This is a genomic window from Pseudomonas sp. Leaf127 (assembly GCF_001423155.1).
Lineage (GTDB): Bacteria > Pseudomonadota > Gammaproteobacteria > Pseudomonadales > Pseudomonadaceae > Aquipseudomonas > Aquipseudomonas ovata.
Map to the genome: position 1 here is coordinate 482,243 of NZ_LMOA01000021.1, position 20,893 is coordinate 503,135.

At 62.5% G+C, this 20,893-nt stretch carries 20 protein-coding genes and 1 pseudogene; 12 read left to right on the forward strand and 9 right to left on the reverse strand.

What is annotated here, in order from left to right:
- Position 1: 1 nt before the first annotated feature.
- From ASF84_RS15460 to ASF84_RS15485, 6 genes are all read right to left on the reverse strand, one after another.
- Complete coding sequence (locus ASF84_RS15460) at positions 2–2,908, reverse strand: 2Fe-2S iron-sulfur cluster-binding protein (RefSeq protein ID WP_056839706.1); 2,907 nt, start codon at positions 2,906–2,908, stop codon at positions 2–4.
- Complete coding sequence (locus ASF84_RS15465) at positions 2,905–3,207, reverse strand: sarcosine oxidase subunit delta (protein ID WP_056839707.1); 303 nt, start codon at positions 3,205–3,207, stop codon at positions 2,905–2,907. Before ASF84_RS15465 ends, ASF84_RS15460 begins: the two co-directional genes overlap by 4 nt.
- Positions 3,208–3,230: 23 nt before the next feature.
- Positions 3,231–4,472: an FAD-dependent oxidoreductase gene (locus ASF84_RS15470; RefSeq protein WP_056839708.1), complete on the reverse strand. Its 1,242-nt coding sequence runs from the start codon at positions 4,470–4,472 to the stop codon at positions 3,231–3,233.
- Positions 4,454–5,371 (reverse strand): bifunctional methylenetetrahydrofolate dehydrogenase/methenyltetrahydrofolate cyclohydrolase FolD, encoded by a 918-nt coding sequence (gene folD, locus ASF84_RS15475; RefSeq protein ID WP_056839709.1) that lies wholly within the window; start codon positions 5,369–5,371, stop codon positions 4,454–4,456. The genes ASF84_RS15470 and folD overlap by 19 nt, the downstream gene beginning before the upstream one ends.
- Positions 5,368–6,234, reverse strand: coding sequence for a formyltetrahydrofolate deformylase (gene purU, locus ASF84_RS15480; protein WP_056839710.1), 867 nt, complete (start codon positions 6,232–6,234; stop codon positions 5,368–5,370). Before purU ends, folD begins: the two co-directional genes overlap by 4 nt.
- Positions 6,235–6,625: 391 nt before the next feature.
- A complete protein-coding gene (locus ASF84_RS15485; protein WP_056839711.1) occupies positions 6,626–7,219 on the reverse strand; it encodes a helix-turn-helix domain-containing protein in 594 nt (197 codons plus the stop codon).
- A gap of 290 nt (positions 7,220–7,509) precedes the next feature.
- Here ASF84_RS15485 and glnT point away from each other — a divergent pair, with 290 nt between their 5' ends.
- From glnT to ASF84_RS15510, 5 genes are all read left to right on the forward strand, one after another.
- Complete coding sequence (glnT, locus tag ASF84_RS15490; protein WP_056839712.1) at positions 7,510–8,844, forward strand: type III glutamate--ammonia ligase; 1,335 nt, start codon at positions 7,510–7,512, stop codon at positions 8,842–8,844.
- A 128-nt stretch (positions 8,845–8,972) separates the two neighbouring features.
- Complete coding sequence (locus ASF84_RS15495; RefSeq protein ID WP_056840160.1) at positions 8,973–9,878, forward strand: class II glutamine amidotransferase; 906 nt, start codon at positions 8,973–8,975, stop codon at positions 9,876–9,878.
- A 12-nt stretch (positions 9,879–9,890) separates the two neighbouring features.
- A complete protein-coding gene (locus ASF84_RS15500) occupies positions 9,891–10,574 on the forward strand; it encodes a protein glxC (RefSeq protein ID WP_056839713.1) in 684 nt (227 codons plus the stop codon).
- Positions 10,575–10,589: 15 nt separating this feature from the next.
- On the forward strand, positions 10,590–11,921 hold the full coding sequence (locus ASF84_RS15505; RefSeq protein WP_056839714.1) for an FMN-binding glutamate synthase family protein: 1,332 nt from the start codon (positions 10,590–10,592) through the stop codon (positions 11,919–11,921).
- A 199-nt stretch (positions 11,922–12,120) separates the two neighbouring features.
- Entirely contained in the window at positions 12,121–12,579 is a 459-nt protein-coding gene (locus ASF84_RS15510; protein WP_056840161.1) for an REP-associated tyrosine transposase, read from the forward strand.
- A gap of 255 nt (positions 12,580–12,834) precedes the next feature.
- Here ASF84_RS15510 and ASF84_RS15515 read toward each other — a convergent pair whose 3' ends face one another.
- A complete protein-coding gene (locus ASF84_RS15515) occupies positions 12,835–13,872 on the reverse strand; it encodes an LLM class flavin-dependent oxidoreductase (protein WP_056839715.1) in 1,038 nt (345 codons plus the stop codon).
- A gap of 86 nt (positions 13,873–13,958) precedes the next feature.
- Positions 13,959–14,444 (reverse strand): flavin reductase family protein, encoded by a 486-nt coding sequence (locus tag ASF84_RS15520; protein WP_056839716.1) that lies wholly within the window; start codon positions 14,442–14,444, stop codon positions 13,959–13,961.
- Between the two features lie 621 nt (positions 14,445–15,065).
- On the opposite strand from ASF84_RS15520, the gene ASF84_RS15525 reads away from it, so the two are divergent.
- The 6 genes and pseudogenes from ASF84_RS15525 to ASF84_RS15540 form a co-directional block, all read left to right on the forward strand.
- Complete coding sequence (locus ASF84_RS15525) at positions 15,066–16,472, forward strand: purine-cytosine permease family protein (protein WP_056839717.1); 1,407 nt, start codon at positions 15,066–15,068, stop codon at positions 16,470–16,472.
- A 143-nt stretch (positions 16,473–16,615) separates the two neighbouring features.
- On the forward strand, positions 16,616–16,903 hold the full coding sequence (locus ASF84_RS28565; RefSeq protein ID WP_082481675.1) for a CopG family ribbon-helix-helix protein: 288 nt from the start codon (positions 16,616–16,618) through the stop codon (positions 16,901–16,903).
- Positions 16,900–17,181, forward strand: a complete 282-nt coding sequence (locus ASF84_RS15530) for a type II toxin-antitoxin system RelE/ParE family toxin (RefSeq protein ID WP_330219670.1) — start codon at positions 16,900–16,902, stop codon at positions 17,179–17,181. Before ASF84_RS28565 ends, ASF84_RS15530 begins: the two co-directional genes overlap by 4 nt.
- Positions 17,182–17,294: 113 nt before the next feature.
- Positions 17,295–18,485, forward strand: coding sequence for a CaiB/BaiF CoA transferase family protein (locus tag ASF84_RS15535; RefSeq protein WP_056839718.1), 1,191 nt, complete (start codon positions 17,295–17,297; stop codon positions 18,483–18,485).
- A gap of 17 nt (positions 18,486–18,502) precedes the next feature.
- Positions 18,503–18,673 (forward strand): hypothetical protein, encoded by a 171-nt coding sequence (locus ASF84_RS29385; protein ID WP_162241261.1) that lies wholly within the window; start codon positions 18,503–18,505, stop codon positions 18,671–18,673.
- Between the two features lie 256 nt (positions 18,674–18,929).
- Positions 18,930–19,250 (forward strand): annotated as a pseudogene (locus tag ASF84_RS15540) (VOC family protein); the annotation flags it as partial.
- Here ASF84_RS15540 and ASF84_RS15545 read toward each other — a convergent pair.
- The gene (locus tag ASF84_RS15545) at positions 19,216–19,638 is read right to left on the reverse strand and encodes a RidA family protein (RefSeq protein ID WP_056839720.1); all 423 of its coding nucleotides are present in this window, start codon (positions 19,636–19,638) and stop codon (positions 19,216–19,218) included. The pseudogene ASF84_RS15540 and the gene ASF84_RS15545 sit on opposite strands and share 35 nt — an antisense overlap.
- A 113-nt stretch (positions 19,639–19,751) precedes the next feature.
- On the opposite strand from ASF84_RS15545, the gene ASF84_RS15550 reads away from it, so the two are divergent.
- Positions 19,752–20,672 (forward strand): LysR family transcriptional regulator, encoded by a 921-nt coding sequence (locus ASF84_RS15550; RefSeq protein ID WP_056839721.1) that lies wholly within the window; start codon positions 19,752–19,754, stop codon positions 20,670–20,672.
- Positions 20,673–20,893 lie beyond the last annotated feature (221 nt).

Sequence of the window (20,893 nt, forward strand, 5' to 3'; positions counted from 1 at the left end):
GTCAAAGCTCCTGACGCAGGTTTTCAGGGTCGAAGAAAGGCAAGGGCACCACGGTGGCCTGGACCACCACGCCGTCCTCGACGCGGATCGGAATCTGCTGGCCGGGCTGGCTCTGGTCGAAGGCCGCATAAGCCAGGCCGATGATCTTGCCCAGGGTCTGCGAGTACTCGCACGAGGTGACGTTGCCGCTGATGTCCGGGCCTTGCAGCACCAGATGGCCTTCCAGTGGTTGCGGGCTGTTCCGGGGCAGGGTGAAGCCCACCAGCTTGCGCTTTTGCGGCTGGGCTTCGAGGATGTCCACCGAGCGGCGGCCGACAAAGAACGGCTTGTTGCGGCTGACCGCCCAGCCCATGTCGATCTCGGCCGGGTGGGTCATTCCATCGGTGTCCTGGCTGATGATCACATGGCCTTTTTCCAGGCGCAGCAGGCGCTGGGTCTCGACGCCGAAGGGCTTGATGTCAAAGGCCTTGCCGGCCTCGATCAACGCATCCCACAGCTGCACGGCATGCCGGGCCGGCACGTGGATCTCGTAGCCCAGCTCACCGACGAAGCCGACCCGCAGCAGGCGCGCCTTGATCCCGGCCACCGTGCCCTGGCGTACGCCCAGGTACGGGAAGCCTGCCGCGGACAGGTCCAGGTCGGTGCAGAGCTGTTCCAGCACCTTGCGCGAATCGGGCCCGGCCAGGTTGACCGCCGAGATGGCGGCGGTGACGTTGGCGATGTCGACGTTCAGGCGCCACTGGGCGTTCCACTTGAGCATCTGCTGGTAGATGCGGTCGACGCCGCTGGTGGTGGCGGTCACGTAGAAGTGGTTGTCAGCAAAGCGTGCGCACACGCCGTCGTCGATCACCACGCCGTGCTCGTTGGTCATCAGCGCATAGCGCGAGCGACCCACCGGCTGCTTGAGAAAGGCGAAGGTGTACATACGATTGAGCAGCTCGGCCGCGTCCGGGCCACGCACGTCCAGGCCACCGAGGGTCGAGACGTCGATCAGGCCGACCCGGGTGCGCACATGGTGGGCTTCGGCCTGCATGCAGGCATCGCGTTCGGTGGCCTTGCCGTAGTAGGCCGGGCGTTGCCAGATGCCGGCGGGCATCATTTTCGCCCCGGCCTGCACATGGCGGCTGTGCATCGGCGTCTGCCGGTACGGGTCGAACGCGCGACCGGCCACATGCGCCAGTTTCTCGGCCTCGAAGGGCGGGCGCGCCGTGGTTACACCGGTTTCGCTGACGCTGCGCTGGGTCGCGGCGGCCACCAGGCGGGCGGTCGGCAAGGCCGAATGACGTCCCTGCGAAGGGCCCATGCCGACGGTGGAATAGCGCTTGACCAGTTGCACGTCACGGTAGCCGATGCGCGTGGCGTTGATGATGTCCTGCACTTGCAGGTCTTCGTCGAAGTCGACGAAATCCTTGCCCTTGGGGTGCGGGAAGATCGGCCAGGGAAAGTTGACCGGCGCCTCGCCGGCCAGCGGCAGCGGCCGGGTGACGTTGTCCAGGCCCAGGCTGGCGACGATTTCGGCGCTGGCATGAATGGCATCGGCCAGCACGTTGTCCAGCGCGTAGTAACCCCGCACGGAACCGGCAATGCGCAGGTTGGCCGGCAGACCGCTGAGGGTGAACCCGGCGTTCTGGTCGTTGTAGGCCAGCTTGCCACCGGCCTGGCACAGCAACTGATAGGCCGGCATGTAGCCGCCGGACATGCACAGCAGGTCGCAGTCGACCACCGAGCCGGCGCTGGCTACCTGGCCCTGGCCGGTAATCTTGCGCAACTCGACGCCGCTGACGTGGCGCATGCCTTTTTCGTGCAGGGCTTCATAAACGGTGGTGCTGGTGTGGCAGGTAATGCCGCGCTTTTCCAGCTCGACCAGCAGGGCGCGGTCCGAAGGCTGGTTGCGCATGTCGGCCAGCGCCGCCACCTGTACGCCCTGGTCGTGCAGGTCCAGGGCCGCCAGGTAGCCGTCATCGTTGCCGGTCAGCACCACGGCGCGCTGGCCGGGCTTGACCGCGTACAGCTTCATCAGGCGCTGGGCGGCGCTGGTCAGCATGACGCCGGGCAAGTCGTTGTTGCGAAAGATCACCGGCTGGTCAAACGCGCCGCTGCACACCAGGCACTGGGTGGCGCGCACCTTGTACATGCGCTTGCCCTGAATCACCGGCAGGTAGTTGTCGGTGAACCAGGCGTTGCAGGTGGCCGTTTTAAGCACCTGGATATTGGCGTGGCTTTCCACGGCCGCGACCAGCTCGCGGCGCAGCTGTTCGGCGCGCTGGCCGTGCAGGTCGAAGCGGGCGTAGGTCAGCGAGCCGCCGAGGATCGGCTGCTGCTCGATCAACAGCACCTTGGCCCCGGCATTGGCGGCAGTCAATGCGGCCTGCAAACCCGCAGGGCCGGCGCCGATCACGGCCAGGTCAGTGAACAGGTAGGCCTTGTCGTAATACTCTGGCTGAAAAGTCAGGTCCAGCACGCCCAAGCCCGCTTTCTTGCGGATCACCGGTTCCCAGACCTTCCACATGCCCTTGGGCTTGTAAAAGGAGCGGTAGTAGAAGCCCACCGGCATGAATCTGGAGAACTTGCCGAGCAAGGCGTCCTTGTCGTTGTCCAGCGAGCCGTTGAAGTTCTGCCCGGTCACCTGCAGGCCTGCCTGCAAGGCGAAAGTATCGGCCAGCACGTTGGGTTCGCGGGGCAGTTGCACCAGGGTATTGGCGTCTTGCCCGGCCATGCTCAGCGGACCGCGCGGGCGGTGGTACTTGAACGAGCGCGACAGCAGGTAGCGGCCGTTGGCGAGCAGGGCGCTGGCGATGGTATCGCCTTGCAGGCCCTGGTAGGTCTTGCCGTCGAAACTGAAGGCCAGTGGCTGATCACGGTCGATCAGCAGGCCCATGGGCGCAGGCAGGCGGTTGGCAGTACTCATCCTGCGATCTCCTTGGCAGCGGTGGTGAACTCGACCCGGCGGTCGAACAGTTCGCGAGGGTCGAAGGTGCGCAGGATTTCATCGCTGCCGGTGTGGCGCTCGGCCAGGAACCAGTAGCTGGACGGGGTATGCATCCACCATTCACGAACCACCCCCAAGGTGTCTTCGCTGTTGAATACATAGTCGGCCCACTCGGCATCGCTGCAGGTCTGCGGGTCGGGCATGACCTTGAACTCGCCACCGTAGGTGAACTCGCTGATATTGCGCGGCCCGTTGAGGGGGCATGTCATGACTTTCATCGGTTGCTCCTGCTCAAAGGCGGTTAGTGGCTGGCCGCCGTGGCGCCCATTTCATTGACCTGCTGGAAGGTTGAAAACCGCTCCAGGCCGAACGGCTTGATCAACGCCGGCACCTGGCCGCCGCTGGCTACCAGTTCAGCCATGGTCTTGCCGCAGATCGGCGTGGCCTTGAAGCCCCAGGTGCCCCAGCCGGCGTCCAGGTAATAGTTCTTGACCGGCGACAGGCCCATGATCGGGCTATAGTCCGGGGTCATGTCGGTGATCCCGGCCCACTGGCGCATCAGCTTGGCATTGGCCAGGAACGGGAACATCTCGATGGCGTGGGCCAGCAGGCTTTCCTTCAGGTCCAGGGTCGAGCGGGTGTTGAACAGCGGGTACGGATCGGAGCCGCCACCGAACACCACCTCGCCACGGCTGGTCTGCTGCACGTAGCAGTGCAGCGCCGATGAACTCACCAGCGGATCGAGAAACGGCTTGAACGGCTGGGTGACCATCGCCTGCAACGGAAAGGTCTGGATCGGCGAGCGGATGCCGGCTTTTTTCATCATTTGCGAACTCATGCCCGCCACGGCCTGCACCGCACAGCCGCACTTGATCGTGCCGCGATTGGTCTTGACTGCGGTGATGGTGCCGTTGTCGATGACCAGCTCCTGCACTTCAGTGAGCTGGTGGATCTCCACCCCGCGCTTGGCCGCCTGCTTGGCGTAGCCCCAGGCCACGGCGTCATGCCGGGCGGTGGCGCCGTCGATGTGCCAGAGACCGGCGATCACCGGCAGGTGGCCGGGGTCCAGGTTCAGGCTTGGCACCAGCTCGCGGATCTGCTGGCGGTCGAGCATCTCGGTTCGCCCGCCAAAATGCTTGTTGACCTCGGCGCGCTGGCGGAATGAGCGTACGGTGGCATCGGTGTGCGCCAGGGTCAGCTGGCCGCGATGCGAGTACATGATGTTGAAGTCGAATTCGTTCGACAGGCCCTCGAACATGCGCACCGACTCGGCATAAAAACGCACGCCTTCGCTGGTTAAGTAGTTCGAACGGATCACCGCCGTGTTGCGCGCGGTGTTGCCGCCGCCCAGGTAGCCCTTTTCCAGCACCGCAATGTTGGTGATGCCGTGGTACTTGGACAGGTAATAGGCGGTGGCCAGGCCATGGCCGCCGCCGCCAATGATCACCACGTCATAGGACGGCTTGAGGTCCTTGGGTGCCGGCAGGTCGACGTCGACCGGATATTCCGAGCTGAGCCCGTATTTCAATAGGCTGAAAGGCATGCGGCCTCCGACGGGCTGTTATGCGGCTGAACCTGGGCCTGCGCCTGCTGGCGGGCGGCGGTCACGGTGTTGTGCATCAGAAAGGCGATGGTCATGGGGCCTACGCCACCGGGCACCGGGGTGATGGCCGATGCCTGGGGCAGGGCGCTGTCGAAATCGACATCGCCCACCAGCCGGCTGCGGTCACCGTCCTGGATGCGGTTGATGCCGACATCGATGACCACCGCGCCCGGTTTGAGCCAGCTGGCGTCGATCATGCGCGGGCGGCCCACGGCGGCCACGACGATGTCGGCCAGTTGGCACAGGGCCCGGGCATCGGTGCTGCGCGAGTGCACCACGGTTACCGAGCAGTGCGCCTTGAGCAGCAGTGCGGCCATGGGCTTGCCGACGATGTTCGAACGACCGATCACCACGGCATGCTTGCCGGTCAGGTCGCCCAGGGTCTGCTCCAGCAGATACATGCAGCCGGTGGGGGTGCAGGGTGCCAGCACATCGCGACCCTGGCTCAGGCCGCCGACGTTCTCGCTGTGAAAGCCGTCGACGTCCTTGCGCGGGTCGATGGCTTGCAGGGCGCGGGTTTCTTCGATGTGTGCCGGCAGTGGCAACTGCAAGAGGATGCCGCTGACCGCAGGGTCCGCATTGAGCGTGGCGATCAGCGCCAGCAGCCGGTCTTGCGGACAATCGGCGCCCAGGCGATGTTCGATCGAACGAATGCCGCATTCCTCGGCGCGCAGGATCTTGTTGCGTACGTACACCTGGCTGGCCGGGTCTTCACCGACCAGAATCACTGCCAGCGCCGGGGTGATGCCTTGCGTTTGCAGGGCCAGTACGTCGTGTTTGACCTGCTGCAACACGCGGGCGGCGGCGGCCTTGCCATCAATCAGCTTGGAAGTATTCACCGGAAGATCACCGTTCTGTCGGTATTGAGGAAGACGCGGTGTTCAAGGTGGTACTTGACCGCCTTGGACAGGGCCACGGTTTCGGTATTGCGCCCGGCGACCACCAGGTCACCGGGCAGGTAGACATGGTCGACCCGCTGCACTTCCTGCTCGATGATCGGGCCTTCGTCCAGGTCGCTGGTGACGTAGTGCGCAGTGGCGCCGATCAGCTTCACGCCGCGCTCGTAGGCCTGGTGATAGGGCTTGGCGCCCTTGAAGCCAGGCAGGAACGAGTGATGGATGTTGATGGCGCGGCCTGAAAGTTGCTTGCACAGGTCATCGGAAAGAATCTGCATGTAGCGCGCCAGCACCACCAGTTCGGTGCCAGTGTCGTCGACCACCTGCATCAGCGCCGCTTCCTGGGCGGCCTTGTTGTCCTTGGTCACCGGCAGGTAGATGAAGCGGATGCCTTCACGCTCGGCCATGGGCCGCAGGTCGAGGTGGTTGGAGACGATGGCGGTGATGGTCATGTCCATCTCGCCCTTGTGATAGCGGTACAGGAGGTCGGTCAGGCAATGGTCGAACTTGCTGACCATCAGCAGCACACGCATCGGCTCACGGGTGTCGTGCAGCTCCCAGTCCATGGCAAAGGCCCCGGCGACCTCGGTGAAGCCGGCCTTGAGCTGCTGGATATCGCCCTGATGACCGTCGTTGAAGCGAAACACTGCACGCATGAAGAACCGACCGCTGAACTCGTCATCGAACTGGGCCATTTCACCGATGTAGCAACCATTGCCGGCCAGGTACGACGTCACCGCCGCGACGATGCCGGAGGTCGCCGGGCAACTGATCTTCAGGATGAAATGGTTCTTTTCGTGTTGCATGGCACGTCCTCGGAAAGTGGCGGCAGCTTGGCGCAGGGCGAAAAATTCAAGGGTAAAAATGATTTTCAGGGGTGAATAAAAATTCCTGATAAGAATTAAATATTCTTGAGATCGGTTTTATAGGTGAAAGCAGCCGGCCCGTCCAGATAAATCTGGAAAGTTTTTTTCTTGAAGGGAATTTTCTAAGTCAGGCGTGAGGTGACTGCCTGTAGGAGCGCGCTTGCCCGCGACCGGCTGCGAAGCAGTCGTAAATTCGCAGCGTTTCCGAGATTTTTCGGTCATTCACTGTAGATTTCCGGCGTTTCCGAAATTTTGCGAGCGCTGCGCACTCGGTCGCGGGCAAGCGCGCTCCTACCGGGCCCCATGTTTGCTGTGCGACAGCGTGCCGCCTTTAGGACTCGCCGTAATTCATGATCGACAACAAGCGGATCGGCACCTGCACCAGTTGCTCCGGCCCGTGCGGGATGTCGCCGTCGAAGGTCAGGCTGTCGCCGGCCTGCATGCGATACAGCTGGTTGCCGTGGCGGTAGATCAGCTCGCCTTCGAGCAAGTGCAGGAATTCGGTGCCGGGGTGAGAGAAGGTCGGGAACTCTTCGCTGGCGTCGTCCATGCTCACCATGTAGGCCTCGAAGCTTTTCTTCGGCCCACGGGTGTGGTTGAGCAGATGATAGGTGTGGCCCTTCTCGGTGCCGCGGCGCACCACCTCCAGCCCTTCATCGGCCTTGACCAGCAGCGCGCTGCTGCCTTGCTGGTCGTACTGGCTGAACAGCTTGGACATGGGCATGCCCAGCACGTCGCACAGGCGGCTGAGGTTGTCCAGGCTGGTCGACACCTGGGCGTTCTCGATCTTGCTCAACATGCCTTGGCTGATCCCGGCAATGCGCGCCACGTCGGCGAGCTTGAGTTCCTGCGCCTGGCGCTGGCGCTTGATCTGGATGCCCAGGTATTGCTCAAGCTTGAGCTTGGGTGGGTCTTGGTCGGTCATAAGGTGTGCACGGTTTCCGTTCAATAATTTTTATTTCGCACTGTGAAAGTGCATTGATCCCTGCGCCGTGATCTCGGCCGCTGGATTATTCGCAGTGGGAAAAAGAGTTTCCCATATATACAGAAGAAAAACCCCTTTCAAACCCGTTTCAAGGGTGGGTGAGCAGATTGGCAAGCACCTTGCATTCCTGATGGGAAAGTAAGTTTCCTGAATGGAATAAGATGATCGCCATGCAGTGAAACCGGGTTCCTACCTTCAAGCCTTTGCTTACGACCCAGGAGTCAAGCCTCATGTTGCCACCCGAAACACAGCGTCTGATCCAGGAGCACGGCATCAAGTATGTGCTGGCTCAGTTCGTGGACATCCACGGTTCGTCCAAGACCAAATCGGTGCCGGTCAACGGCCTGGAGATGGTGGCCGAGGCGGGCGCCGGCTTTGCCGGCTTCGCCATCTGCGGCATGGGCATGGAGCCTCATGGCCCGGACTTCATGGCCAAGGGCGATCTGGCGTCCCTGACGCCGGTGCCGTGGCAGCCGGGTTATGGCCGGGTGGTCTGCATCGGCCACGTCGATGGCAAGCCCTGGCCTTACGACAGCCGTTATGTGCTGCAAAAGCAGGTCGAGCGCCTCAGTGACCGGGGCTGGACCCTCAACACCGGTCTGGAGCCGGAATTCAGCCTGTTCAAGCGCGACGTGACCGGCAAGTTGCAACTGGTCGACGCCAGCGATGACCTGGACAAGCCGTGCTACGACTACAAGGGCCTGTCGCGGTCCCGCGAGTTTCTGGAGCGCCTGACCGAAGCGCTGCAACCGGTGGGTTTTGACATCTACCAGATCGATCACGAAGACGCCAACGGCCAGTTCGAGATCAACTACACCTACAGCGACGCCATGGAGTCGGCCGACCGCTTTACTTTCTTCCGCATGGCCGCCGGCGAGATCGCCAACGACATGGGCATGATCTGCTCGTTCATGCCCAAGCCGGACCCCAAGCGCGCCGGCAATGGCATGCACTTCCACTTGTCGATCAGCAGCGCGACCAACAAAAACCTGTTCCACGACGCCAGCGACCCGAGCGGCATGGGCCTGTCGAAGATGGCCTATCACTTTGCCGCCGGTCTGCTGGCCCATGGTCCGGCGTTGTGCGCCTTCGCCGCGCCCACCGTCAACTCCTACAAGCGCCTGGTGGTGGGCAACTCGCTGTCCGGTGCCACCTGGGCGCCAGCCTTTATTGCCTTCGGTTCCAACAACCGCTCGGCCATGGTGCGCGTGCCCTACGGCCGCCTGGAGTTCCGCCTGCCCGACGCCGGTTGCAACCCGTACCTGGTCAGCGCCGCGATCATCGCCGCCGGCCTTGACGGCATCGACCGCCAGTTGCAGGTCGACCAGGTGTGCAACGAGAACCTCTACAAGCTGAGCCTGGAAGAGATCGCCGCCCGCGGCATCAAGACCCTGCCGCAGTCGCTCAAGGAAGCCTGCGACGCCCTGGAAGCCGACCCGCTGTTCAGCGAAGTGCTGGGCCCGGAAATCGTCGGCGAGTTCATCAAGCTCAAGCGCATGGAGTGGGTGGAATACAGCCGCCACGTCAGTGACTGGGAAGTGAAGCGCTACACCGAATTCTTCTAAGCCCCAGGCTTCAAGCCACAAGCGGCCAGTAACAGCGGTTCGTGGCGTTGCACCTGTTTTCGTATCAACCCGATCAGCTTGCAGCGTGAAGCGTGCAACTGACCTCTGCCGAACAAAGTGAGGCCCGTATGTGTGGGATTGTTGGTTTGTACCTGAAGAACCCGGCGCTGGAGTCCCAGCTCGGCAAACTGTTCGAGCCGATGCTCGAAGCCATGACCGACCGCGGTCCGGACAGTGCAGGTTTTGCCATCTATGGCGATGAAGTGGCCGATGGCTGGGTCAAGCTGACCTTGCAGGCCACCACCGAAGGCTATGACTTCAAGGCCCTGATCAGCGCCTTGCAGGAGCACATCGAGGCCGAGCTGGACTGGTTCCAGAACGCCAGCGCCATCGTCCTGAAAATCAAGGCCCAAGAAGCCCTGGTGCGTGCAGCGCTCACCGAACTGGCACCGACCGTGCGCATCATGAGCGCCGGCCAGAGCATTGAAATCCTCAAGGGCATGGGCTTGCCCAAAGAAATTTCCGAGCGTTTCGGCCTGGCCTCGATGAAAGGCAGCCACATCATCGGCCACACCCGCATGGCCACCGAAAGCGCCGTGACCATGGAAGGCAGCCACCCGTTCTCGACCGGCGCCGACCTGTGCCTGGTGCACAACGGCTCGTTGTCCAACCATTTTCGCTTGCGCCAGGAACTGCGCCGCGAAGGCATCCAGTTCGAGACCGAGAACGACACCGAAGTCGCCGCCGGTTACCTGGCCTGGCGTCTGCAGCAGGGTGATTCGCTCAAGCAGGCCCTGGACAACTCGCTCGAAGCGCTGGACGGCTTCTTTACCTTCGCCATCGGCACCCGCAACGGCTTTGCGGTGATCCGCGACCCGATTGCCTGCAAGCCGGCGATCCTTGCCGAAACCGACGACTACGTCGCCATGGCCTCCGAATACCAGGCGCTGTCGAGCCTGCCGGGCATCGAGAAGGCCAAAGTCTGGGAACCCGTTCCCGCCACCATGTACATCTGGGAACGCGAGTCGGCCTAAGGAGCACGCAGCATGAAAACCATCGATCTATCCGTAGCCACCGTGCGTGACCTCAACCAGGCGCTGCACGACCAGGTCAACAACGTGCAAGACCGCGAGTGGGTGGTCACCCACGCCAACGGCGCCCATAACCTGGCCGTGGGTGTCAACGAAGCGGTGTCCATCGACATCCAGGGGCATGCCGGCTACTACTGCGCCGGCATGAACCAGAAAGCCTCGATCACCGTGCACGGCAACGTCGGCGTGGGCTGCGCCGAGAACATGATGAGCGGCTATGTGCGGGTCAAGGGCAGCGCCTCCCAGGCCGCCGGCGCCACCGCCCATGGCGGGCTGCTGGTCATCGAAGGCGATGCCGGCGCCCGTTGCGGCATCTCCATGAAAGGCATCGACATCGTCGTCGGCGGCAGCATCGGCCACATGAGCTGCTTCATGGGCCAGGCCGGGCGCCTGGTGGTCTGCGGCGATGCCGGCGATGCGCTGGGCGATTCGCTGTATGAAACCAAAATCTTCGTCAAGGGCAGCGTCGAGTCGCTGGGCTCGGACTGCATCGAAAAAGAGATGCGGCCCGAACACATCGAAGAATTGCAGATGCTGCTCAATCGCGCTGGCTTCAAAGAGAACGCTGCCGATTTCAAACGCTACGGCTCGGCTCGCCAGCTGTACAACTTCAAAGTCGATAACGCCAGCGCGTACTGATCCAGGAGCAAGACCATGAGCGATTCCACCACTCCCAAAGCCCCGGTCCTGCGCGAGTCGGCGACCTTCGATCGCCTGACCATCCAGGAAATCCAGCGGGCCGCCGAAACCGGTATCTATGACATCCGTGGCGGCGGCACCAAGCGCAAGCTGCCGCACTTCGACGACCTGCTGCTGCTCGGCGCCAGCGTGTCGCGCTACCCGCTGGAAGGCTACCGCGAGAAATGCGGCACCGACGTGATCCTCGGCAACCGCTTCGCCAAAAAGCCCTTGCACCTGAAGATTCCGGTGACCATCGCCGGCATGAGCTTCGGTGCGCTGTCGGCCAACGCCAAGGAAGCCCTGGGCCGTGGCGCCAGCATCGCCGGCACCAGCACCACCACCGGCGACGGCGGCATGACCCCGGAAGAACGTGGCCAGTCGCAACACCTGGTCTATCAATACCTGCCGTCACGCTACGGCATGAACCCCGATGACCTGCGCAAGGCCGACGCCATCGAGATCGTGCTGGGGCAGGGCGCCAAGCCGGGCGGCGGTGGCATGCTGCTGGGCATGAAGGTCACTGAGCGCGTGGCGGGCATGCGCACCTTGCCGATCGGCGTCGACCAGCGTTCGGCCTGTCGCCATCCGGACTGGACCGGCCCCGATGACCTGGCGATCAAGATCGCCGAGATCCGCGAGATCACCGACTGGGAAAAACCCATCTACGTCAAGATCGGCGCCAGCCGTCCTTACTATGACGTGAAACTGGCCGTGAAGGCCGGCGCCGATGTGATCGTGCTCGACGGCATGCAGGGCGGCACCGCGGCCACCCAGGAAGTGTTCATCGAACATGTGGGCATCCCGATCCTGCCGGCCATTCCACAAGCGGTGCAGGCGCTGCAAGAGATGGGCATGCACCGCAAGGTGCAGTTGATCGTCTCCGGCGGCATCCGCAACGGCGCCGACGTGGCCAAGGCCATGGCCCTGGGGGCCGACGCGGTGGCTATCGGCACCGCCGCCCTGATCGCGCTGGGCGACAACCACCCGCGTCTGGACGAAGAACTGAAAAAGATCGGCTCGGCGGCCGGTTTCTACGACGACTGGCAGAACGGCCGGGATCCTGCCGGCATCACCACCCAGGACCCGGAGCTGTCCAAGCGCCTGGACCCGGTCGAAGGCGGCCGCCGCCTGGCCAACTACCTGCGCGTACTGGTGCTGGAAGCCCAGACCATGGCCCGCGCCTGCGGCAAGTCGCACCTGCACAACCTCGACCCTGAGGACCTGGTGGCCCTGACCGTGGAATCGGCGGCCATGGCCCGTGTCCCGCTGGCGGGGACCAGCTGGATTCCGGGTTCGCAGTATTGAGGTGATTGCAGCATTCACAGACGCGAGCAGCGTCTGTGACGGGGCTGGCATGAGCCGGGCATTCACAGTGCCCGGTTTTCCGCATTCGCGACCGATGGTCGCTCCCACAGGACCTGATGTTTATAAATAGAAACGACTGACCGGGATAAGCCTTGCGATGAAGCGGCAGGATGAGCGCTTTCATGGCGAGGACAAGGGAATGTCGAAGCATGCAATGACAAGGCGCCTGAGGCTCGGGCGCCATTCGCAGGTTGGTCAGGTGTATCTGTTGACTTCAGTGGTCAAGGACCGTCAAGCGGTGTTCCAGGATTTTCAGTTGGGGCGTCGGGTCGTCAACGCCTTGCGGTATTACGACGAGCAGGGATGGACCGCTTCACTGGCCTGTGTGGCCATGCCCGATCATCTTCACTGGCTGGTGGAGTTGCGGCAGCATTCGTTGCCGTTATTGATGCAGCAGATGAAGTCGCGCAGTGCCAAGGCAGTCTTTCAGGATCAGCCGACGAAGCGCACATTGTGGCAGGCGGGTTACCACGATCGGGCGATGCGTGATGAACAGCAGATAATGGTTTCGGCGTGTTACATCGTTGCCAATCCATTGCGTGCAGGGCTGGTGCAGCGGGTAGGTGATTATCCCTTGTGGGATGCAGTGTGGTTGTAACGGTCGCGATGGGCCAGTCAATTATCAAAAATTGTATTGCCTGAACAGGCGTTCGCGACCGCGGGTCGCTCCTACGAGAATGCACCTTACAGGGGTACACCGTGGGAGCGACCAACGGTCGCGAAGGGGTCAGTCAACTATCAAGGATTGTGTTGCCTGAGCATGCGTTCGCGACTGTGGTCGCTCCTACGAGAATGCACCTTGCAGGGGTACACCGTGGGAGCGACCAACGGTCGCGAAGCGATCTAAAGCCGATTAACGAAACGCCGGCACCACATGCTGGATGAACAACTCCAGCGATTTCTTTTTCTCGGCATGCGGCAGGCTGTTGTCGCACCAGAAGCTGAACTCGTCGACGCCCAGTTCCTGGTAATAGCGAATGCGCGCAATGATCTCTTCCGGGGTGCCGATCATGGTGTTCTTGCGGATGTTCTCCAGCTCGAACTCAGGACGCTCGGCGAATTTCGATTCCGGGCTGGGTTCCAGGAAGCCGTTGGCCGGTACGGTCTTGTTGCCGAACCAGGCATCGAAGGTGCGGTAGAAGCGGTTGATGGCCGCTGCGCCGACTTTCCAGCCGTCCGGATCGTCCACGGCGTGTACGTGGGTGTGGCGCAGCACCATCAGTTGCGGGCGTGGCACGTCGGGGTTGTTGTCCAGCGCGGCCTGGAACTTGTTCTTCAGGTCCAGCACTTCCTCGTCGCCCTTCATCAGCGGCGTGACCATCACGTTGCAGCCATTGGCCACGGCAAAGTTGTGCGAGTCCGGGTCACGGGCGGCGATCCACATCGGCGGGGTGCTGACCGGCTTCGGTACGCTGGTGGAGGTGGGGAATTTCCAGATCTCGCCATCGTGGGCGTAGTCTCCGGCCCACAGGGCCTTGACCACCGGGACCATCTCGCGCAGGGCCTTGCCGCCTTCGGAGGCGGGCATGCCGCCGGCCATGCGGTCGAACTCGACCTGGTAGGCGCCACGCGCCAGGCCCACTTCCATGCGCCCGTTGCTGATCACATCGAGCAGGGCGCATTCACCGGCCACACGCAGCGGGTGCCAGAACGGCGCGATGATGGTGCCGGCGCCCAGATGGATGGTCGTGGTGCGTGCCGCCAGGTAGGCCAGGATCGGCATGGGGCTGGGGGAAATGGTGTATTCCATGGCGTGGTGTTCGCCGACCCAGACCGTGCTGAAGCCCCCTTTTTCGGCCAGCAGGGTCAGCTCGGTCAGGTCGTCGAAGAGTTGACGGTGGCTGACTTGCTCATCCCAGCGTTCCATGTGCACGAACAACGAAAATTTCATGACGTTACCTCGGTCTGTCGTGGCGCCCGGCAGTGAATGGGGCGGGGCCTGTATTTGATGTACCGTTTTTGCGTGGGCGAGGCCGCTTATGCGGCGATCGTCAGGCCGCCCATCTTGCCGCGGCAATACACCATCGGCTCGGCAGGCTGCGCGGGCAGGATCAGGTTCTTGACGGCGCCGACCATGATGGCGTGGTCGCCACCTTCATATTCGCGCCACAGCTCGCATTCGATGATGGCCGTGGCTCCGGCCAGCAACGGGTTGCCCAGCTCGCTCAGGGTCCAGTCAAGCCCGTTGGCCTTGTCCTTGCCCTTGCGCGCAAAAGCGTAGGCACAGGCTTGCTGGTCCGCCGAAAGCAGATGAATGGCAAAACGCTTGTTCTTGATCAGCACCGGGTAAGAGTCGGAGCTGTAGTTGGGGCAGAACAGCACCAGGGCCGGTTCCAGCGACAGGGCACTGAAGGCGCTGGCAGTCAGGCCGACCACCTCGCCGTCGTCGTCCAGCGTGGTGATGACGGTAACGCCGGAAGGGAAGGAACCCATGACGTTCTTGTAGACATTCGGGTCGATCATTGAGGACCTCTGGGCAGTGCCGAAGCGATTTCTTGTCTGTCTGATGGTATACCGTAATACTTTCTTGGCAAGGATTTTTTCTGGCCAGACGCCTTCACCATCCCACTGCTCAATAGGCTTCAGGCCTTGCAGCGTAGGCCTTTCAGCCCGATCAGGGCAGGCGCTGAAACGTTTATGTCAGTCTTGCAGCAGGTTCAGGACATGATGAGCGGGGGTTGCAAAAATTTGGCATACCATAATATGGTGTTATCAGCGCGGTGCATGGCATGTTCGACATGGCTCACTGCGACATACTCATTCCGGGCCCCGAATGGGGCGCTGCATGGTTTGGCTCTGCACAACAACAAATTCAGGCGAGACGATGTTTTTTCATATCAAACAAGGGGTGTCCGGCACCCCGCTGCCCAGTGTCACTCGATTTGGCTTCTCTACTGCCAGGCGTCTTGACTGCGTCTGTGCGTAAGGCATCGGGCCTGCCGCTTTTCTGATCCCCGTGAATCCGATTTCTGCCTGTCTGCACCGGCAGTGCATCCGTTCACCCTGGAAAAGCCGCAGCGCCCGGTGGATTCGTCATCCGGTGCCTTTTCAAAGGCGCCCGACCATCGGTTTCGAGATCGTCCTATGTCCCAGAACAGCGCAGCAGCTCCGCTCATTGAAAACCACACTGTCGACTACGTGCCGCCGGCCGAACGCCATGGCAAGGCCCGCGACCTGTTTACCCTGTGGTTCAGCACCAACATTGCACCTTTGCCCATCGTCACCGGGGCGATGGCTGTGCAGGTGTTTCAACTCGATTTCCTCTGGGGCCTGATCGCCATCGTGCTGGGCAACCTGATTGGCGGCGTGGTGATCGGCCTGGCCTCGGCCCAGGGCCCGCAACTGGGCATCCCGCAGATGGTCCAGAGCCGTGGCCAGTTCGGCCGCTACGGCGCCTTGCTGATCGTGTTCATCACCGCGTTGATCTACGTCGGGTTCTTCATTTCCAATATCGTGCTGTCGGGTAAATCCATCCAGGGCCTGGCGCCTTCGGTGCCGCTGCCCACCGGCATTATCATCGGCGCGCTCAGTGCCACCGCCATCGGCGTGATCGGCTACCGCTTCATCCACACCCTCAACCGCATCGGCACTTGGGTGATGGGCGCCGCCTTGCTGGCCGGCTTTACCATGATTTTCATGCAGGACTTGCCGGACGACTTTTTCATTCGCGGCGGCTTCAATGCGGCCGGCTGGATTGCCACCTTGTCGCTGGGGATCATCTGGCAGATCAGCTTTTCGCCCTACACCTCGGACTACTCGCGCTACCTGCCCAAGGCAATCGGCATCGGCAAACCATTCTGGGCCACGTACTTCGGCGCCAGCCTGGGCACCATCGCCTCGTTCAGCTTCGGCATGGTCGCGGCCCTGGCGACCCCTGAAGGCACCGAGGCCATGGTCGCGGTCAAGCAGGCCACGGGCTGGCTGGGGCCGATCCTGATGGTGCTGTTTTTGCTCAATATCATCAGCCACAACGCCCTGAACCTGTATGGCGCGGTCCTGTCCATCGTCACCTCGATCCAGACCTTCGCCGGCCAGTGGACGCCGACCATCAAGCTGCGGGTGATCCTCTCGGCCATCGTCCTCACCGGCTGCTGCCTGGTGGCGGTCAGCGCCTCGGGTGACTTCATCGGCAAGTTCATCGGCCTGATCCTGGCGCTGCTGATCGTGCTGGTGCCGTGGGCGGCAATCAACATCATCGACTTCTATGTGATCAAGCGCGGCGTATACGACATCGAGTCGATCTTTCGTAACGACGGCGGCATCTACGGGCGCTTCAACCCGCACGCCATCGTCGCCTACGGCATCGGTATCCTGGTGCAACTGCCGTTCGCCAATACCTCGCTGTATGTCGGGCCCTATGCCCACTATATAGAAGGCGCCGACCTGTCCTGGCTGGTCGGCCTGGTGGTGACAGTGCCGCTGTACTATTGCCTGGCAACCCGCGGCCAGAGCGAAGCCCGCCGTGCGGCGCGGTTGCGGTATGGCGATTGAATGAAGGTTGAACGCAAAACGCCCTGCCAGTGATGGCGGGGCGTTTTGCGTTCAGAGTGGGGCAGTCGGTTTTGAAGACATTTTATCTTGCTGTCGACGCGTGTTATTTTGCACCTCATGTGTAACACATAGGTGTGAACATCATGAGCGAAGCTACTTTTACCTTTCGAGTCGATGAGGCACTTAAAGCTGAGTTCTCATCAGCTGCCAAAGCTCGCGACCGCAGTGGCGCGCAACTTTTACGCGATTTCATGCGCGATTTTGTTCGCCAGCAACAGGATGCAGCCGCGCATGACGCCTGGTTTCGTCAGCAGGTGCAAACCGGCCTTGACTCGGCCAATGCAGGTAACCTCATTCCTGCCGAGGAAGTTGAAGCCCGGTTTGCCGCCAAACGTGCATCGACGCGCCGCCGGCTTGATACTGCCAAATGATGAAATTGTTCTGGACTCTCGAAGCTGTACAAGACCGTGAAGCTATTTATGACTACATAGAAAGCAACAACCCGACAGCCGCACTGGCCTTGGACGAATTGTTCGCCATGGCGGCTGAACGCCTCATTGATCATCCTGACAAGGGGCGGGCGGGTCGAGTCACGGGGACACGCGAGTGGGTAGCCCAGCAAAATTACATTCTGATTTATGACGTTACAGGTGAGCAGGTTCGTGTGTTGCGGATATTGCACGCTGCACGTCAATGGCCATCTGAATAGACAGGAAGCGGGTTGCTCTGTTGTCTGCAGGTTCTGCCAGCAATGCCCCCTTCACCTGCCACCGGTTTTGGAGTCATGATTCAGCTACATCTCCAATAACAACGGACACCCTCATGAGCCTGCCCCTGGAAGGTATCAAGGTGATCGAAATGGGCCAGCTGATTGCCGGCCCCTTCGCCGCCCGGATCCTCGCCGACTTCGGCGCCCACGTGATCAAGATCGAGCCGCCCGGCAGCGGCGACCCGCTGCGCAAGTGGCGATTGCTGCACAACGGCACCTCGGTGTGGTGGGCGGCGCAGTCGCGCAACAAGCAATCGGTGACCCTCGACCTGCGCCAGGACGAGGCGCACGAGGTGGTTCGGCAACTGATCAAGGACGCCGATATCCTGGTCGAGAACTTTCGCCCCGGCACCCTGGAAAAGTGGGGGCTGGGCTGGGACGCATTGTCGGCCATCAATCCGCGCCTGATCATGCTGCGCGTCTCCGGCTACGGCCAGACCGGCCCGTACCGCGACCTGCCGGGTTTTGGCGTGGTCGGCGAGGCCATGGGCGGGCTGCGTCACCTGTCCGGCGAGCCGGATCGCACCCCGGTGCGGGTCGGGGTGTCGATCGGGGATTCATTGTCGGCCTTGCACGGGGTGATCGGTGTGCTGCTGGCGCTGCGGCACCGCGAACAGAACGGCGGCGCCGGGCAGCAGGTCGATGTGGCCTTGTACGAGTCGGTGTTCAATATGATGGAAAGCCTGATCCCCGAGCATTCGGTATTCGGCACCGTGCGTGCCCCGGCCGGCAGCAGCCTGCCCGGCATCGCGCCCAGCAACGCCTACCGCTGCCAGGACGGCAAGTACGCGCTGGTGGCCGGCAATGGCGACAGCATCTATCGGCGCCTGATGGAACGCATCGGGCGCCCGGACCTGGCCAACGACCCGGAGCTGGCGCATAACGACGGCCGCGTGCGCCATGTGGCGCGTATCGATGCGGCCATTTCCACCTGGACCGCCGAATGGCCGCTCGATGAAGTGCTCACGGCTCTGCAAGCCGCCGACATTCCAGTGGGCAGAATCTACGACGCTGCCGACATCGCCGGCGATGCGCATTACCAGGCCCGCGACATGCTGCTGGCCAGTACCCTGGACGACGGCACGCCGGTGACCTTGCCGGGCATTATCCCCAAGCTGACCCTGACGCCGGGACAGATCCAGTCGCGCGCACCGACCCTGGGCCAGCACACCGACACGGTGCTGGACGGACTCGGTATCGACGCACCCACCCGCGAGGCGTGGCGGCGTCGCGGCCTTATCTGAAAACAGGAGTGCCTGTCATGATCGATCACCTTGACCATCTGGTGCTGACCACTACACAGCTCGAAGCCTGCAAGGACTTTTATGTGCGGGTGCTAGGGTCTGTTGCCGTTTCATCACGGCCGCGCCGGCGCCCGTTTTGCCGCGAGGCAAGGCAGGCGCCGCGAAGTCTGGTCATTCCAAATGAGTGACGAGTAACGCAGTCTCGCGGCAAAACAGGCCCGGCCCTTCGGGTTGCGTGCCAAATCTCGCTATGCGGTGTTGGAGGACTTGAAAAGGGAGCGACCCTTTTCTGCGTCCTCCGCCTGGCCTGGCGAGATTTGGCCCAGCAACGCGGCTCGTGCTGAAACGGCNACTTGAAAAGGGAGCGACCCTTTTCTGCGTCCTCCGCCTGGCCTGGCGAGATTTGGCCCAGCAACGCGGCTCGTGCTGAAACGGCAACAGACCCTAGGCATGCGTCTGGAAACCTTTGGCAACGGGCGCCTGGCCTTTTGCTTCGGTCGGCAGAAAATCAACGTGCATGTGCGCGGGCATGAATTCGAGCCCAAGGCGCACCTGCCGGTGCCCGGCGCACTGGACCTGTGTTTCATCGTCAGCGGCAGCCTCGACGAGGCCATCGCCCGGTTGCATGCCCAGGACTGGCCCATCGTCGAGGGCCCGGTGCAGCGCACCGGCGCCACCGGGCCGATTCGCTCGGTGTACGTGCGCGACCCGGACCTGAACCTGATCGAAATCAGCGAGCCGCTTGATCCGGCCGCTCAGGTGTAGCCGGGTCCCTGGCGATCACCTTGATCTCGAAATCGAACCCGTACAGCCACGTCACCCCGACCGCCGTCACGGTCGGGTAGGGCGCCTTGCCCCAGTACCGGGCCACCACCTGCCAGATGGCCTCGAACGTCGACTGCGGGTCGACCATGAACACTGTGACATCCACCACGTCGGCGAAGCTGCCGCCGGCAGCGGCCAGAATGGCATTGAGGTTTTCAAAGGCACGGCTGACCTGAGCCTGCAGCTGTGGCTCTTTCGAGCCGTCCTCGCGACTGCCGACCTGACCGGACACAAAGATGAAACCGTTGGAGCGGATCGCCGGTGAATAGCGGTTAATGTCGTACAGGGCCTGGCGGCCGGCCGGGAAAACAACGTCGCGGGTGTTCATGAGGGGACTCTCCATCGTTCAGGAATGAAGAGACTGTAGGGCGCGACGAGAGGCGGATAAACTCGTCACCCCACCCAACACTGTTTGCCAAATGCAAACAATCAGGAGCTGCCGTGGACCGTTTCGATGCAATGCAGGCCTTTGCCCGAGTGGTGGAGACCGGCAGTTTCACCAAGGCCGCCGACACCTTGCACTTGAGCAGGACCAGCGTCACGCAACTGGTGCAGCAACTGGAAGCGCGCTTGCGGGTGCGGTTGTTCAATCGCACCACGCGCAAGGTCAACGTCACCGCCGACGGTGCTGCCTACTACGAGCGGGTGGTGCGCCTGCTGGCCGACATCGACGATGCCGAGACCAGCCTGTCCAGTGCCTCGGCCGCTCCCCGTGGCCGGTTGCGGGTCGATGTGCCCAGTCCGCTGGCGCGCAGCGTGCTGATCCCGGCCTTGCCGGACTTCTATGCCCGCTACCCGGACATCCAGCTGGACATGGGCGTCAGCGACCGCAAGGTCGACCTGATCGACGAAAACGTCGACTGCGTGGTGCGCGGCGGCGAACTCACCGACCTGTCGCTCATGGCTCGCCGCCTCGGCGACCTGCACCTGGGCGTGTATGCCGCGCCCGCTTACCTGCAGCGGGCCGGGGTGCCGGTCCACCCGCGTGAACTGGAAGACCCGGGCCACCGCGTGGTTGGCTATCGCTGGGCGCGCACTGGCAAGGTGTTTCCCTATGTGCTGCAACGCCAGGGTGAAACGCTAAGGGTCAGCGGTCATCACGCACTGGTGGTCGATGACGGCAACGCCTACCTCGCTGCCGGGCTGGCTGGCCTGGGGGTGCTGTGGTTGCCGGACTACATGGCGTGCGGGCCAGTGCGCCAGGGCGCGCTGGTGCCGCTGTTCACCGATTGGCAGCTTGAAAGCATGCCGATGTACATCGCCTGGCCACCGAACCGGCATGTCAGCGCCAAGTTGCGGGTGTTCATCGAGTGGGTGGTCGAAGTGGCGGGCGAGTGGCAGCCTGCGCACATGACCCGTTGACAAGCCCATCGCCGATTGCGCATGATCAGCCGGCACTTTGCTATGTACCGGATCAATCCATGCGTTCCAGCCTCGACCTCTCGCCGTTGCAGCCAGGCTTTCCAGCCCAGGCCGGCGTGCGCGTCGCGGTGGCGAATAAATCGAAGAAACAGTCGCTCATTTGACCGGGGCGCGCTGTCCCGTCAGATGGGCTGACAGGACAATCAGGCGCCAGGCAAAGC

Excerpts from the sequence above, each read along its gene's own strand:
- ASF84_RS15470 (WP_056839708.1), bottom strand. The coding sequence starts at position 4,472 with ATGCCTTTCAGCCTATTGAAATACGGGCTCAGCTCGGAATATCCGGTC.
- ASF84_RS15515 (WP_056839715.1), bottom strand. The coding sequence starts at position 13,872 with ATGAAATTTTCGTTGTTCGTGCACATGGAACGCTGGGATGAGCAAGTC.
- ASF84_RS15530 (WP_330219670.1), top strand. The coding sequence starts at position 16,900 with ATGATGAAATTGTTCTGGACTCTCGAAGCTGTACAAGACCGTGAAGCT.
- ASF84_RS15535 (WP_056839718.1), top strand. The coding sequence starts at position 17,295 with ATGAGCCTGCCCCTGGAAGGTATCAAGGTGATCGAAATGGGCCAGCTG.
- ASF84_RS29385 (WP_162241261.1), top strand. The coding sequence starts at position 18,503 with ATGATCGATCACCTTGACCATCTGGTGCTGACCACTACACAGCTCGAA.
- ASF84_RS15510 (WP_056840161.1), top strand. The coding sequence starts at position 12,121 with ATGTCGAAGCATGCAATGACAAGGCGCCTGAGGCTCGGGCGCCATTCG.
- glnT (WP_056839712.1), top strand. The coding sequence starts at position 7,510 with ATGTTGCCACCCGAAACACAGCGTCTGATCCAGGAGCACGGCATCAAG.
- purU (WP_056839710.1), bottom strand. The coding sequence starts at position 6,234 with ATGCAACACGAAAAGAACCATTTCATCCTGAAGATCAGTTGCCCGGCG.
- ASF84_RS15545 (WP_056839720.1), bottom strand. The coding sequence starts at position 19,638 with ATGAACACCCGCGACGTTGTTTTCCCGGCCGGCCGCCAGGCCCTGTAC.
- ASF84_RS28565 (WP_082481675.1), top strand. The coding sequence starts at position 16,616 with ATGAGCGAAGCTACTTTTACCTTTCGAGTCGATGAGGCACTTAAAGCT.
- ASF84_RS15505 (WP_056839714.1), top strand. The coding sequence starts at position 10,590 with ATGAGCGATTCCACCACTCCCAAAGCCCCGGTCCTGCGCGAGTCGGCG.
- ASF84_RS15465 (WP_056839707.1), bottom strand. The coding sequence starts at position 3,207 with ATGAAAGTCATGACATGCCCCCTCAACGGGCCGCGCAATATCAGCGAG.
- ASF84_RS15485 (WP_056839711.1), bottom strand. The coding sequence starts at position 7,219 with ATGACCGACCAAGACCCACCCAAGCTCAAGCTTGAGCAATACCTGGGC.
- ASF84_RS15460 (WP_056839706.1), bottom strand. The coding sequence starts at position 2,908 with ATGAGTACTGCCAACCGCCTGCCTGCGCCCATGGGCCTGCTGATCGAC.
- ASF84_RS15495 (WP_056840160.1), top strand. The coding sequence starts at position 8,973 with ATGTGTGGGATTGTTGGTTTGTACCTGAAGAACCCGGCGCTGGAGTCC.
- ASF84_RS15520 (WP_056839716.1), bottom strand. The coding sequence starts at position 14,444 with ATGATCGACCCGAATGTCTACAAGAACGTCATGGGTTCCTTCCCTTCC.
- ASF84_RS15525 (WP_056839717.1), top strand. The coding sequence starts at position 15,066 with ATGTCCCAGAACAGCGCAGCAGCTCCGCTCATTGAAAACCACACTGTC.
- ASF84_RS15500 (WP_056839713.1), top strand. The coding sequence starts at position 9,891 with ATGAAAACCATCGATCTATCCGTAGCCACCGTGCGTGACCTCAACCAG.